General features: G+C 49.9%; 11 protein-coding genes. 7 read left to right on the plus strand and 4 right to left on the minus strand.

Going from position 1 to position 15,177, the window contains the following annotated elements; genetic code table 11:
- Positions 1-590 precede the first annotated feature (590 nt).
- Entirely contained in the window at positions 591-1,799 is a 1,209-nt protein-coding gene (locus PG862_RS07795; RefSeq protein ID WP_270707145.1) for a class I SAM-dependent rRNA methyltransferase, read from the minus strand.
- A 291-nt stretch (positions 1,800-2,090) separates the two neighbouring features.
- Here PG862_RS07795 and PG862_RS07800 point away from each other — a divergent pair, with 291 nt between their 5' ends.
- Complete coding sequence (locus PG862_RS07800; protein WP_270707036.1) at positions 2,091-3,620, plus strand: S1C family serine protease; 1,530 nt, start codon at positions 2,091-2,093, stop codon at positions 3,618-3,620.
- Positions 3,621-3,911: 291 nt separating this feature from the next.
- The gene (gene clpX / locus PG862_RS07805; protein WP_270707038.1) at positions 3,912-5,399 is read left to right on the plus strand and encodes an ATP-dependent Clp protease ATP-binding subunit ClpX; all 1,488 of its coding nucleotides are present in this window, start codon (positions 3,912-3,914) and stop codon (positions 5,397-5,399) included.
- Between the two features lie 110 nt (positions 5,400-5,509).
- Here clpX and PG862_RS07810 read toward each other — a convergent pair whose 3' ends face one another.
- Positions 5,510-7,201, minus strand: coding sequence for a S8 family peptidase (locus PG862_RS07810; RefSeq protein WP_107001462.1), 1,692 nt, complete (start codon positions 7,199-7,201; stop codon positions 5,510-5,512).
- A gap of 137 nt (positions 7,202-7,338) precedes the next feature.
- Between PG862_RS07810 and PG862_RS07815 the strand changes: the two genes are divergently transcribed.
- A complete protein-coding gene (locus tag PG862_RS07815; RefSeq protein WP_270707039.1) occupies positions 7,339-7,878 on the plus strand; it encodes a signal peptidase II in 540 nt (179 codons plus the stop codon).
- Here the strand turns inward: PG862_RS07815 and PG862_RS07820 are convergent.
- The gene (locus tag PG862_RS07820) at positions 7,808-8,650 is read right to left on the minus strand and encodes a BadF/BadG/BcrA/BcrD ATPase family protein (protein ID WP_270707040.1); all 843 of its coding nucleotides are present in this window, start codon (positions 8,648-8,650) and stop codon (positions 7,808-7,810) included. The genes PG862_RS07815 and PG862_RS07820 overlap by 71 nt on opposite strands.
- A 645-nt stretch (positions 8,651-9,295) precedes the next feature.
- On the opposite strand from PG862_RS07820, the gene PG862_RS07825 reads away from it, so the two are divergent.
- Positions 9,296-10,624 (plus strand): HlyC/CorC family transporter, encoded by a 1,329-nt coding sequence (locus tag PG862_RS07825; RefSeq protein ID WP_107001466.1) that lies wholly within the window; start codon positions 9,296-9,298, stop codon positions 10,622-10,624.
- On the opposite strand, the gene PG862_RS07830 is transcribed toward PG862_RS07825, so the two are convergent.
- Complete coding sequence (locus PG862_RS07830; protein WP_107001467.1) at positions 10,559-10,918, minus strand: TIGR04086 family membrane protein; 360 nt, start codon at positions 10,916-10,918, stop codon at positions 10,559-10,561. The genes PG862_RS07825 and PG862_RS07830 overlap by 66 nt on opposite strands.
- A 336-nt stretch (positions 10,919-11,254) precedes the next feature.
- Here PG862_RS07830 and scfA point away from each other — a divergent pair, with 336 nt between their 5' ends.
- The 3 genes from scfA (at position 11,255) to secD (ending at position 15,172) form a co-directional block, all read left to right on the plus strand.
- Positions 11,255-11,401 carry a six-cysteine ranthipeptide SCIFF gene (scfA, locus tag PG862_RS07835; protein ID WP_022359867.1) on the plus strand — a complete coding sequence of 49 codons (147 nt, stop codon included), beginning with the start codon at positions 11,255-11,257 and terminating at the stop codon, positions 11,399-11,401.
- Positions 11,402-11,586: 185 nt separating this feature from the next.
- Entirely contained in the window at positions 11,587-12,990 is a 1,404-nt protein-coding gene (gene scfB, locus PG862_RS07840; protein WP_118684288.1) for a thioether cross-link-forming SCIFF peptide maturase, read from the plus strand.
- A gap of 19 nt (positions 12,991-13,009) precedes the next feature.
- Positions 13,010-15,172: a protein translocase subunit SecD gene (gene secD / locus PG862_RS07845; protein ID WP_117796027.1), complete on the plus strand. Its 2,163-nt coding sequence runs from the start codon at positions 13,010-13,012 to the stop codon at positions 15,170-15,172.
- Positions 15,173-15,177: the final 5 nt, after the last annotated feature.

The following is a 15,177-nucleotide window of genomic DNA, read 5'->3' on the forward strand; positions in this document are numbered from 1 at the left end:
TGCGAAGCCACGGCAAATTCCGTTACTGGGCACGCATGCGTGAACAGTAACATCCCTTATGAGTTCGTATTTCTATAAGGGGGTTTTCGCTTGCATTGGATGAAAAGATATGTTATATTAGGGATAGAAAAAAGGAAAAGCCAGAGGAGCGGCTTACCTGAATAAATTAAACAACTGTTTTATTAACAGCCGTCATTATTGCAGTAATGGCGGCTATTTTCGTTTTCCCTTGAAAATTGTATAACACAATCCAACAAGGGCGCAAATGAATATTCCAATCTGAATCAAATCAGAGTATGTAACATACATTGGCAATGCCCTCCTTTCTTTCGTCTGGAGGGTTAGATTTGTGCCTCGTTCCAGTCTTTGATAAACAAGCTTTGCTGAAATCTAGCAACCCTCCGATAACAGAGGGTAAGCCGCCTGGCTCTCTGGTTTTTCCCATGTACGAAGTATATCATATTTTATCAGAACAGACAATGATAAAACGAAACAAATCCCCTCAGATTGCTCTGAGAGGATTTGCAGATTCATGATTTATAATAGCAGTTCATATTGCTTGGTTATAGTCTTACAAACATTCTGTAATTTTACTTTTCATCCACAACCTGGAAAATGTAGAACTTCAGATAATAGGACGTCTCATCCCCCGCCCACAGAATCGGATGGTCGGCTGCCTGGGTGCGGTATTCGATCTGGCGCAGGCGGCGGTGAGCGCTGCGGGCTGCCTCCTGAATCGCCTTTGTGAAGAGTTCCGGCGTCATGAAATGGGAGCAGGAGCAGGTGGCGAAGTAGCCGCCGTCCTTTACCAGACGCAGACCGCGAATATTGATCTCGCGGTAGCCCTTGATGGCATTTTTGACCGAGCTGCGGGATTTTGTGAAGGCAGGCGGATCGAGGATCACAACGTCAAATTGCTCACCTTTTGCCTCTAATTCCGGAAGCAGGTCAAAGACATCCGCGCACTGAAAGGTGGTAGTGCCGGAAACACCGTTTAACTCTGCATTTTCACGCGCCTGTGCGACGGCAAGTTCGGACGCATCCACGCCGATGACCTCTTTGGCGCCGGAGACGGCTGCATTTAAGGCAAAGGAGCCGGTGTGGGTAAAACAGTCCAGAATGCGTTTGCCCGGGCAGAGACGCTGGATTGCCAGACGGTTGTATTTCTGGTCGAGGAAAAAGCCAGTTTTCTGCCCGTCCTTGACATCTACCAGATAGCGGACACCATTTTCAACGATCTCTACTTTTGTATCAAATGGTTCCCCGATAAAGCCCTTATAGCGCTCCATGCCCTCCTGTAAGCGGACCTTAGCGTCGCTGCGCTCGTAAATACCGCGGATATGAATGCCGTCTTCCTCAAGCACCTTGACGAGCTTTTCCAGAATCAGCGGTTTCAGACGGTCGATACCGAGCGCCAGGGATTCAACGACCAGCACATCGGAAAATTTGTCGATCACGATGCCCGGAAGGAAATCTGCTTCGCCGAAAATCAGGCGGCAGCTGCTGGTATCAACTGTCTGACGGCGGTATTCCCAGGCATTGCGGACGCGCATTTCGATAAAAGCATCGTCGATGACAGTATCCTTTTTGCGGGAAAGCATCCGCACGGTAAGCTTGGAGCGGGTGTTGATAAAACCACATCCGAGCGGATAACCGTCAAAATCTTCGACACGAAGGATATCGCCATTTTCAAATTCGCCCTCAATTCGTTCAATTTCATTATCATAGATCCACATACCGCCGGCTTTCAGGGAACGAGCCTCGCCTTTGCGGATATGGACAACTGCCTGTGTATTCATCATGGATGTAACAGTCCTTTCATATAAAAATGTAAAATTCGTTTCTTTTATTAAGTATACAAGAGGAGAGAAGGACTGACAAGTGAAAACCGAGAGATGTTTTTAAGCTTCACAGATTTATGATTTTATTTTCACAATTACATCACAAATAACTGATAGACTATCTCATGTAAACAGAGAGAGGGCAGAAAGCCTGAGACAGAATATAAGAGTATGAACAATCCGCTGCGGGAAGGTTCGCAAAATGGACAGTACGCGGCTGTGATTCCTGAGAACAGGAGGTATGAATATATGTATGACGAGAATGAAAGAAATGAGAGACACGATCAGGATGTAGATTATACGGAGGGCGCTTATTCGGACAGCGCTTATGAGGAAAAGAATAACGATACTGCTAAAAAAGAAGAAACTTCCGATTATGGTGGTTATCATGATTCCCGTTACCGGGGCAGTCTCGATGGAGAACCGGAGGCAGCAGCCGGAGCAGATCCGAAAGAGAATGCAGAGAAGCAGCCGGAACGCAGCTATATTCCGGAAGAACGGAGTGGCCGGGGACATGGCTCTAAGAATACTGGTAAGAAAATTGCGGCACTTGTGATGTCGGGCATTCTGTTTGGCTGTGTGGCAGGCGGAACCATGGTCGGTGTGAATGCACTTTCAAACCGGCTTCTTTCGGGTGAGACCGCACAGGAAACGATCGGTCAGGTTTCCCAGGAGACACAGGCAGATGCGGGCACTAAAACGCAGTCCTCCATTGGCAACGATGTTTCTTCGATTGTAGAGAAAGCGATGCCGTCCGTTGTAGCGATCAACAACAAGATGATTTATACACAGGACAACTGGCTGTTTGGTCAGCAGCAGTACGAGGTGCCGAGCAGCGGTTCAGGAATCATTGCCGGACAGAATGACACGGAACTTCTGATTATTACCAATAACCATGTCGTTGAAGATTCCGAGGAACTTTCGGTTACCTTTATTGATAACCAGAGCGTTAAGGCAGCGGTCAAAGGTACTGATTCCGATTCGGATCTGGCAGTCATTGCCGTACAGCTTTCGGATATACCGGAAGAAACGAGAAAACAGATTAAGGCAGCCGATCTGGGCGATTCTGATTCCCTGAAGCTGGGACAGGGTGTTGTGGCAATCGGTAACGCACTGGGACAGGGGCAGTCGGTTACCGTCGGTTATGTCAGCGCTTTAAATAAAAAGCTAACCATCAACGACGTAGAGCGGACACTTCTGCAGGTCGATGCGGCGATCAACCCAGGCAACAGCGGCGGCGCACTTTTAAATATGAACGGTGAAGTTATCGGCATCAATGCGGCGAAGTATTCGGACACCAGTGTTGAGGGCATCGGCTATGCGATCCCGATTTCACAGGCAAAGGATATTATCAGCGACCTGATGACGAAGACGACGAAGGTAGCTGTCGATGAGAATGAGCAGGGATATCTGGGAATCCAGCTTCAGAATATCGACAGCCAGATGGCGCAGGCGTATGGCATGCCGGAAGGTATCTATGTATACAAGATTGTTGCGGGCGGCGCGGCATCCAAGTCGGATCTGCGGGAGCGTGATATTATCACCAAGTTTGACGGTGAGAAGGTAAAGAATGGTGATGATCTCAAGAAACTGCTGACTTACTATAAGGCAGGTTCCACCGTTACCATGACGGTACAGAGTCTGGAAAATGGCAAATATGTCGAGAGAAACGTACAGATTACACTGGGCTCCAAGAGCGATATGCCGCAGAGCCAGGATAGCCAGAACGAGAGTCGGAGTGAATCACAGGCAAGTCCGCAGAGAAAACTGGGAAGATAGAAAATATCCCATCAGCGAAGTGGGCTGGAATGGATATTTGCCCGTAACGGTGAAGATACGGAACTGTTGCGAAGCGGAAATGAATAAAATCAGGAAGATATAGAAAAGAAGGCAGGTGAACCGCCGGTAGATCCTCTTGTAATCAGAGAGGGCGGTGATTCATCTGTCTTTTTGTTTCATAGGAAATTTTTTTATTTTTAAAATGAAATGACGGCTGCTGTTATGATTTACGTTTTTCGCAAGCTATGATAAAATGAAAAGGTGCTTTCAGATTGGAGGAAATATAAAAATATGAGTGATAACCAGAATATAGATACGACAACCAATATAAACGAAACAGATACAAATAAAACCAGTACAGATCATTCGGATGATTACGAGAAAATCTGCTACGTCTGCCGCCGCCCGGAGAGCAAGGCGGGAGAGATGATCACGATGCCGGGCGGGATGAATTTCTGCCATGAGTGTATGCAGAAAGCATTTGACTCGATTTCCAAGTCGGGCATGGACTTTTCCAAGCTTCAAAATATGCCGTTTATGAACATGAATCTCAATGATTTTGCGGGCATGCAGATGCCGAATACAGAGATTCCAGAGAAAAATAAGATCAAGAAAAAGAGCAAGGCAAAAGACGCGGAGAAATTTCTGACGATGAAGGATGTTCCGGCACCGCACCAGATCAAGGCGCAGCTGGATACGTATGTGATCGGGCAGGAGCGGGCGAAACGGGCAGTTTCAGTGGCAGTCTACAACCATTATAAGCGCGTGATTCTCCGGCAGCAGGACGAGCTTCGGGCAAATGAAAATACGGAAGAAAAGGCGGAAAACGCGGCGGCACAGGGAATGCAGATGCAGGGCGGCGAGCCGGAGATTGAGAAATCCAACATCCTGATGCTGGGACCGACCGGAAGCGGAAAAACGTACCTGGTCAAGACGCTGGCGAAGCTTTTGGATGTGCCGCTGGCGATCGCGGATGCGACGGCGCTCACGGAAGCTGGATATATCGGAGATGATATAGAAAGCGTAGTCTCCAAGCTTCTGGCAGCGGCTGGAAATGATGTGGAGAAAGCTGAGCAAGGCATCATTTTCATCGATGAGATCGATAAAATTGCGAAAAAGAAAAATACGATGAGCCGCGATGTCAGCGGTGAGTCGGTACAGCAGGAGCTTTTAAAACTTCTGGAAGGCAGCCAGGTAGAGGTGCCGGTCGGCTCAAACCAGAAGAATGCACTCACGCCGATGGCGACTGTGGATACGAACAACATCCTGTTTATCTGTGGCGGCGCGTTTCCGGGATTGGATGATATCATCAAGGAGCGCCTGAAAAAGCGTTCCACGATGGGCTTCAACTCCCATTTGAAGGATGAATTTGACAATGATCCGGATATTTTGAGCCAGGTGACAACGGAAGATCTGCGGAATTTTGGCATGATTCCAGAGTTTCTCGGACGTCTGCCGGTGCTTGTGAGCCTGCAGGGGCTGACAAAGGAATTGCTGATGCGGATTCTGAAAGAACCGAAAAATGCGATCCTCAAGCAGTATGAGCGCCTGCTGGCGCTGGATGAGGTCAAACTGGTGTTTGAGGACGATGCACTGGAGTGGATCGCCGAGCGGGCGCTGGAAAAAGATACGGGTGCCCGTGCGCTGCGTGCCATTTTAGAGGATTTTATGATGGATATCATGTATGAGATCCCGAAAGATCCGAATATCGGATCCGTTGTGATTACGCGCCCGTATCTGGAGAAGAATGGCGGTCCGCGGATAGAGATGCGGGGATAATAGCTTTTCAGGAACATGATCGGTGAACGGTGTCATGTATGTGGTGAAAGTTAGCGATGTAAGGATCCGGAAAAGCAATTTGTGTGTGAAGAGAAAACAGCAGAAGTTAATTAACTTCTCATGGATAAAAAAGAGTTATATAGGTTTAACGTCCCATACCCCCACTCCCGGCTGGGATATTCGATGGAATTTCGGCGGTCAGCCCCGCGGATCAGAAATGCCTTGGCAATCGAGGTGTTGATCCGCGGGGCTGATGGCGTATAGGCAGACCAGGAGAGCAGGATCGCGGCGGCTCCGGCGGTCATGGCGGCGGCAAATGAGGTTCCGGTTACCTCCTGATAATCGGGAAGCGGGAGCCGGACGCCGGGGGCGGCAAGGTCGGGCTTGATAGTTCTGGTGCGGGTAAAACCGCGGCTGGAATGCAGATAGATCCCGCCCGTCTGGTGGCTGTAGGCGGCGGTGGTGATGATGGCTGCTGTATTGCCCGGATCGGTGATGGTTGTGTCCGGATCCGGGCGCAGAAAGAAGGTTTCATCCGAGATAAAGCCGTGCACCGGCAGCCACATATGATATTCACCCTGAATCGAGAGCGTATGGTAGACGCGGATTTTCCAGATTCCGGCGGCGGGGGCATCAAAGCGCATCAGGATCAGTTCGCTTCCGGTCGCCAGCTCGGAGCTGGTATAGTTGAGGTGAATGGTCGTTCCTTCCAGAAGAAAGGGAATCCGGCGTTCTTCGTCGCCGGAGAGCCGGATGCGTCCCGTTTCGTCGCCGGAGGGGGATAAAAATCCGACACTGTAAAGCTCCGATTCACGCGCCCACAGTTCCAGCGTAAATCCCCGTTCGCCGGGACCGACCCGCAGTTCCACATCCTCATAGGAGGTGGAAGCAGGAAATACACTGCGAAAATGGTGCCCGCGCCCGGTTTCATTGCCTCCGGCGGCGACCAGAATCTGCCCGCTGGCGCGCGACAGGCTGTTCAGATATAGACCAAGCGGCGAAGTGCCGCTGTGGCTTCCGGTATTGGTGCCAAGACCCAGCAGGATCACAAGGGGCTTTTTCTCCTGCCTGGCAATATAAAGAAGAAACTTGATTCCGAGCATGATGTCGTCCTCCTGAAAGGCGATGGCATCCTCGCGGATCAGAAAAAAATCGCGAAGATAGGTTCTGGCTGGTTTCAAGCGTACAACGACCAGTTCCGATTCCGGCGCCGCCCCGGAGAAAAAAGCATCGGCATCTTCGGAACCGGCGGCGACCAGCGCCATCTGCGTGCCGTGGCGGAGAGGATCCGAGGTGGGGACGATGGAATGCGGATCTTCCGAGCGCAGCGCCTCGTTGATGTGGGAACGCTGGTAGACACTTCCGTAGTGCAGCGCATCGATCGGATCCGGCGTGCTAAGCCCCGTGCCCGGAACCGTCTGATCCCAGATGGCGGCGATGCGCGTGCTTCCATCCGGATCGCGTAACAAGGGATTTGTATAATCGATCCCCGTATCCACAATTCCAATCAGCGTCCCGCGCCCCTTGTTTCCCAGGAAGGGCTGTTCTGCCGTCCGGGAAATTCCTGCGCTGTCCAGGCTGGATGTATCTAATATGGTATAAAGATTCGGGATCGAGTCATAGCCATACTGCTGGACTGAGAGCGGCAGCGCCTCCGCCAGAGACCGGTGCCAGATCACATACTCATGATTGACAAAATCATAGCAGCCGGAATCATTTTCCAAAATCTGGTTATAGGTAAAAGGAAAAAAACGTTCGATAAAATCGGCGGTTTGGTTGTCTGGAAGAGAAGAGCAATTCATAGCGTTTTCCATAGAGATTTTTTAGAATTTAAGATAAGATATGCGGTAAAATACGAAAGCTTCCCTATACTCTGTCGGAAAAACTTGTTATAATAAATATAAGTTAGATAATGACATTTATATGAGGAGGTGGCCTTATGAAAAAATACCTGTATATGATAGCTGCCCTGTTCGGCATCGATTATTTCTGCAAGGAAAACATAGAAGCCCAGAAACCGGAAGATTTTCCGCGCGACATGGAAAAAAGCCATGGAAAGATCCGCCTGTACCGCAATCACAACGACGGTCTCTGTTTTGGAGTAAAAAAAGAAAAGAAAGAACTGGTCCGCATGGTGCCGGTTGTCTTTACCTCGGCGGCAGCGGGCATTCTGACATGGTTATTGTGCCGGGACGAAGGCAGAAAAGCCGATCGGATCGGTTTTGCCCTCATCACGGCGGGTGGTTTAAGTAACCTGTATGACCGCCTCAAACGCGGTTATGTGGTAGATTATTTCAGCATCCGGTGTAAATACCTGGAAAAGGTCGTCTTTAATCTGGGAGACTTTTTTATCTTCGCAGGAAGCGCCCTGATCGCAGCCTCCGATCTGCTGGGAGCCGTCCGTGATCTTAGTTCTCCGGCAGAGGCTCACATAAAAGCGCTCCGACTGCCGTGGCGAAAGACGGATGAGGCGGAATGATATAGTCGATTCCAAAGACATCGTGCATCTGATTGAAAATGTCAAAGGTCTTTGCAGCAGGTGCAAGGCTGGCGAGAGAACCGGTCAGGACGACATTCCGGGTGGTGTCCTGGCTGAGAGTCAGGGACGCCATCACACCCACATTTTCATAAATCATATTGAAAAGAGCGGCAGCCAGGTCAGCATCCGAGGCGCCGCTTTTGATTCGCCCAAAATTGGCAGCGGTTAAGTCGGCGGCAAGTCCCGGGACATCTTCCTCCTGCACGTCGGCGATGCGGAGATCTGCCATGGCCTTATTGCCGCGCAGCGCCATCTCTGAGAGGGCAAAAATGTCGGTGACGCCGAGAAAGCGCTCCGCCATGCCGGCAAGTGTCCCACCGCCGACGCCGCTTCCGCCCAGATGACGGAAGCCGTTTGTCCTGGAAGCGCGGATAAAGGCAGAGCCGGTTCCAAGGCTGACCACCAGCGCTTCGTCAAGCCCGGACAGGTATAGGCCGCCGTGTCCGATGGCATCCAGCTCCAGGGCATGGATGGTCGGGATGCCGAAGATATTTTCATGGAAATACGTCGAACCGAGCCCGGTCAGGACGATTTTTTCAACATCGTCAAACGAAGCGCCCTGCTGATCCAGGAAACGCCCGAGAACACCGTAAGCCGAGGTGCGCGGGTCATCCGCGTGAACCTGAAGCGTACCAAGCAGAGTGCCATGCTCATCCAGCGCCGCCGCCTTGGTGCTGGAACTGCCGATGTCGATTCCGAGGGATAAATTCATTTGCTTATCTCCTTTATGATATTCCTGCTGCCACCGCGTTTCCTTACGGCACTTTCGGTTCCAAAAGTGCCTATCCGTGAACAGTAACGCTGGTTTGTATCTTTTATGACTGTAAGAATTGGATTGTTTTTATAAACATTATAGGGTAAAGTAAAATAAAGTGCAATGGAAGAATGTGGTCCGAATGTTCTTAAAATGATATTTCAAATGGATAACATAAAGATTTATATGTCACGCCCAAGCTTTGTTGAGATTCCGGCAGAGACTGAAATATGCTTTAATGATAAGGAAATAGTGACCGAAAATACGGGATATCAGGCATGGTGGAGCAGAGAGTATGAGGTCCATGTTTAATAAGGAGTTCTTTAAGTGTTCCCAGTTTACGCACATTAACAGATGTACTTTTTCCCTCGTTATTAATATAGCTTTTTGCAATATAAAAAGACTCCGAATTTTTTTGACACAAAAAAAAGCAGGTTCTATGCGGCCTGCAAGGTATTTTTCTATTATTCAACGGTCAAACTCCCGGAGACGGCAGAAGTATGGAAATGCAAGCCTGTCTTTATTGACAGAACCTATGAAATACGGTAGAATCAACCTTAAAAAAGAGTAATCCCCTACATGGGGAGATAGGAGTTGAGTTTTTTGAGTTCTGGTGATGGGATACAGCTATTGATTTTGATACTTCTGCTTTTGATGTCGGCTTTCTTTTCTTCTACGGAGACGGCGCTGACGACGGTCAACAAGATCCGGGTGCGGACGCTGGCGGAGAATGGCGATAAGCAGGCAGAGTATGTATTGAAGATCATAGAGGATCCGAGCAAAATGCTGAGTGCGATTCTGATCGGCAACAATGTGGTAAACCTGTATGCGTCTTCTCTTGCGACGGTTCTTGCCACCCACATCTGGGGCAACAAGATCGTAGGGATTGCGACGGGCATTCTGACGCTTTTAATCCTGATTTTCGGCGAGATCACGCCGAAGACGGTTGCGACGATACAGGCTGAGCGGATTGCATTTCGGTTCGCTAAAATCATTTATTATATCATGACGGTGCTGACACCGGTCATTTTTGTGGTCAACCAGCTATCATTTTTAGTGTTGAAGCTGCTTCGCGTGGATGTGAAGGCAAAGGGCGAGTCCATCACGGAGGATGAGCTGCGAACGATCGTGGAGGTCAGCCACGAAGAGGGCGTCATCGAGTCCGAAGAGAAGAAGATGATCAACAATGTGTTTGATTTCGGGGACGCCGTGGCGCGTGATGTCATGCTTCCGAAGGTCAACATGACGTTTGTGGACGTGGATGCGACGTATGACGAGCTGATGGAGGTATTCCGCAGTGAGAAATACACGCGTTACCCGGTCTATGAGGAGACGACGGACAATGTCATCGGTGTTCTGAACATCAAGGATATTTTCTTAAAAGGCGGGGAAGAGGGCTTTTCTGTCCGGAAATATCTGCGGAAACCTCTCTATACATATGAGTTTAAGAAGGTTGCTGAGCTGATGCGCGAGATGCGGAAAGCAGCGATCAGCATCGTGATCGTGCTCGACGAGTACGGTTCGACGGTCGGTCTTATCACGCTGGAAGATATGCTGGAGGAGATTGTCGGAGATATCCGGGACGAGTACGATGGAGATGAGGAAAAATCCATTCAGCGCATCGCCCCGCGGGAATACATGGTAGATGGTTCGGTCAAACTCGACGATCTGGATGAACGCCTGAATTTGGAGCTCCAGTCAGACGAATATGATTCCATCGGCGGACTGGTGATCGGACTTTTGAACCATCTTCCACAGGAAAAAGAAGAGGTTGTGGTGGAAAACGTCCGCCTCGTCGTTGAATGTGTGGATAAGAACCGGATCGATAAGATTCATTTGTACCTGTTAAGCCCGTCGGAGGCGGCGTTAGCTAAACATACCGCCGATGGTGCCGCTTCCGGCGCAGAGGGCGAAGGAAAGCAGCAGGGATGAGGCAGTCTCCTTGAGGGACTGTCGGATCGCAAAAGACAGGGCTAGAAAAATAAGAAAATAAAGGGCGCCGGCACAGAATCCCCAGAGGAACCGGCGCCTTTTTGCTTTCTTTCCGGCGACGAGTCCTGCCAGAAAGCAGGCGAGAATGTAGATGCCGCGCACTCCTAGCGTGATTTCCTTTTCACCCCACTGAAAACGGTACATCCCAAACGCGAGCAGAAGCAGAAAGACAGCGGTTGCCGCGTAGGAGAAGAGGGAAGAACGGAGCAGAATCTGGATAGCTGATTTTTCCATGATAAAATACCTGTGTGCATTCTTTTTTTATTCATATGAACAAAGAAGGACAAATATGCTTGCAGAATGAAACACTGTTATAAACAAGCGTTACTGTTCACGCATACGTGCCCAGTAACGGAATTTGCCGTGGCTTCGCATCTCAATACGGCAAATTCCTGCTGCCACCACGTTTTCTTACGGCACTTTCGGTTCCAAAAGTGCCTACCCGTGAACAGTTCCCAAAAAGCCGGAATCTGTGAGAAACACGTTAAATTGAAACGCTTGCACAAGCGGGCAACATATGATATAATCTGTAGGACTTTATATACTAAAAAAATGAAGGAGGACATAGAGATGAAACACGTAAAGACACTGAGCGCAAGCACACTGAAGAACAGCATGAAGAAAGGCGGCTGCGGCGAGTGCCAGACATCCTGCCAGTCTGCATGTAAGACATCCTGTACTGTAGGTAACCAGAGCTGCGAGAACCAGAACCGCTAATTGGCAGTACAAAACAAATGAGGCGTTTTCTGATAAATCAGAGCTTTTCATGAGTGGGAGAGCTGGAGTCTGAGAAAACGCAGAGTTGACACAGGGAGGCAGACAAGACGGAGCGCGGTCCGAGGAGAGGACTGCATATGTTCCGGGTTGTCTGCCTGCCTATGTCTTATAGAAGGAGAAAGACAGTGATTCATCAGTATATAAATAATGGATATTATATCGTACTGGATGTCAACAGTGGCTCCGTCCATTCGGTCGATCCGCTTCTGTACGATGTGATTTCCTTTTTATCGGAGCGGATTCCGGACAGCGAGAAGCCGTTTCAGATTGCCCAGTCCCTGAAAGACGAGACGGCGGCAGCATTAAAAGAGAAATACAGCCAGGAAGAGATCGGAGAGGCGTTTGAGGACATTCAGGAGCTCATCGATCAGGAAGAACTCTTTACCGCTGACATTTACAAAAACTTCGTTATGGATTTCAAGAAGCGCCAGACGGTTGTCAAGGCACTCTGCCTGCATATCGCGCATGACTGCAACCTTGCCTGTCAGTACTGCTTTGCAGAAGAGGGCGAGTATCATGGACGCAGAGCGCTGATGACCTTTGAGGTCGGCAAGAAAGCGCTGGATTTCCTGATTGCCAATTCTGGAAACCGCCGGAACCTGGAAGTCGATTTCTTCGGCGGTGAGCCGCTGATGAACTGGCAGGTGGTTAAACAGTTAGTCGAGTACGGACGTTCCCAGGAAGAGGCGCACAACAAGAAATTCCGTTTCACACTGACCACCAACGGCGTTCTGTTAAACGATGAAATTATGGAATTCTGCAACCGCGAGATGGCAAACGTCGTGCTCAGTCTGGATGGACGAAAAGAGGTCAACGACAAGATGCGCCCATTCCGCAACGGAACCGGAAGCTACGACCTGATCGTGCCGAAGTTCCAGAAATTTGCAGAAAAGCGCGGAGACCGCGATTATTTCGTGCGTGGTACCTTCACACACAACAACCTGGATTTTGGCAAAGATGTTCTGCATTTTGCCGATCTTGGATTCAAGAAAATGTCGGTTGAGCCGGTCGTAGCACCGGATGAAGAGCCCTACGCGATCAAAGAGGCGGATCTTCCGCAGATTCTCGAGGAATATGACCGTCTGGCAGCAGAGTATGTCAAGAGACACAAAGAGGGACGCGGCTTCACGTTCTTCCACTTTATGCTCGATCTGACACAGGGACCGTGCGTGGCAAAACGTCTGTCCGGATGCGGTTCAGGAACTGAGTATCTGGCAGTTACCCCGTGGGGCGACCTCTATCCGTGCCATCAGTTTGTAGGAAATGAAGATTTCCTTCTCGGCAATGTAGATACGGGCGTGACCAACACGGCAGTCCGCGATGAGTTCAAGCTCTGCAATGTTTATGCGAAGGACAAATGCCGGGATTGTTTTGCCAGATTTTACTGCAGCGGCGGCTGTGCGGCCAATTCCTACAACTTCCACGGTTCCATCACGGATGCGTATGATATCGGGTGCGAGATGCAGAAAAAACGTATCGAGTGCGCGATCATGATAAAAGCTGCTCTTGCAGACGGCTCTGACGAGTAGAGAACAAGGAGAGAGAGGAATGAAGAACAAAAAAGGAAAAAGCTTCCTGGGGATGCTGCTCCTTCTGATTGCCATCGGCGTATTCGGCTATTTCGGCTATTCGACGATGAATCAGATCAAGCTGGGTCTTGACCTGGCTGGCGGTGTCAGCATTACCTATCAGGCGAAAGAAGAAAATCCGTCTTCCGAGGATATGGCGGATACGATCTACAAGCTCCAGCAGCGTGTACAGAATTACAGTACCGAGGCGGAGGTTTACCAGGAGGGTAATAACCGTATCAACGTAGATATTCCGGGTGTATCGGATGCCAACGCGATTCTGGAAGAGTTAGGAAAACCGGGTTCCCTGATTTTCGTGGACTCTGAAGGAAATCAGATCCTTGATGGTAAACAGGTTGCCAGCGCGAAAGCCGGCATGACCGAGGATAAGGCGACCGGTTCCAAGGCGTATGTCGTTTCTCTGACCTTTACCGAGGAAGGTAAACAGGCATTTGCTGAGGCGACCACGAATGGCGTCGGAAAACCAATTTATATCATTTATGATAACCAGATTATTTCTGCTCCGACCGTCCGTGAGGCGATCACAGGCGGACAGTGCCAGATCGACGGCATGGCGGATTATGAAGAGGCAAATAATCTTGCGTCCACGATCCGTATCGGTTCCCTGTCCCTGGAGCTGGAAGAGCTGCGTTCCAACGTAGTTGGTGCGAAGCTGGGCCAGGAGGCGATCTCCACCAGCTTAAAGGCAGGTCTGATCGGATTTGCCATTGTCATTGTATTTATGATTGCTGTATATCTGCTTCCGGGTCTGGCTGCATCTCTGGCTCTGTGCCTGTATGTCGGTCTGATCCTGATCCTGTTAGTTGCATTTGAGGTGACTCTGACGCTTCCGGGCGTGGCTGGTATCATCCTGTCGATTGGTATGGCGGTGGATGCGAACGTTATCATTTTCACCCGTATCAAAGAGGAGATCGGTCTGGGAACTTCTGTTAAAAATGCGATCAAGGCAGGTTTCGCCAAGGCACTTTCCGCGATCATCGACGGAAACGTAACCACCCTGATTGCGGCAGCGGTTCTGTTCTGGAGAGGTTCCGGTACCGTCAAGGGCTTTGCGGCGACGCTGGCAATCGGTATCGTGCTTTCTATGTTCACGGCGCTGTTTGTAACCAAATTTGCCCTGAACTGCTTCTATGAGATGGGCTTTGAGGATGCGAAGTTCTACGGATGCCGCAAGGATATGAAGACGCGTCCGTTCCTGAAATTCCGCAAGCTTTACTTTGCTCTGTCGCTCGTGATCATTCTGGCAGGCGTCGGTAGCATGGTTCACAATCAGTCTTCGATGGGTGTGCCGCTCAACTACAGCATGGAGTTCAGAGGCGGTACTTCTACAAACGTTACCTTTAACGAGGATATGTCTCTGGAAGATATTTCCTCCCAGGTGGTTCCGGTGGTAGAAAAGATTACCGGCGAAGCTGGCACACAGACCCAGAAGGTAGCCGGAAGCAACGAGGTTATCATCAAGACACGTACCCTGAACATGGACGAGCGCGAAGAGTTAAACCAGGCGCTGGCGGATCAGTTTGGTGTGGATAAAGAGAAGATCACAGCCGACAGTATCTCCGGTGCGGTCAGCCAGGAGATGAAGCGCGATGCGATTGTGGCGGTTACGATTGCGACGATCTGCATGTTGATCTACATCTGGTTCCGTTTCAGCAATATCACGTTCGCGGCAGGCGCGGTTCTTGCCCTGATGCACGATGTACTGGTTGTCCTGACCTGCTATGCGATGCTGCGCTGGTCGGTTGGTTCGACGTTCATCGCCTGCATGCTGACGATTGTCGGTTATTCAATCAACGCGACGATCGTTATCTTCGACCGTATCCGTGAGAATATGAAGCTTCTGGGCAATAAAGAGTCCGCTGAGACGATCGTCAACACCAGTATCAGCCAGACCCTGACGCGAAGCATCAACACGACGCTGACGACCTTCGTCATGGTCCTGATTCTTTACATTCTGGGTGTATCTTCCATCCGTGAGTTTGCTCTTCCGCTGATGGTAGGTCTGATCTGCGGTACGTATTCGTCCGTATGCCTGTCCGGCTCTGTCTGGTATGTGCTGAATAAAAAGCGCATGGAGAAGAATGCCAAACCGGCTGGCAAGAAGGCAAAGGCAGAGAAGTAAAAAGT

This window comes from Clostridium fessum, from assembly GCF_027698965.1.
GTDB lineage: Bacteria > Bacillota > Clostridia > Lachnospirales > Lachnospiraceae > Otoolea > Otoolea fessa.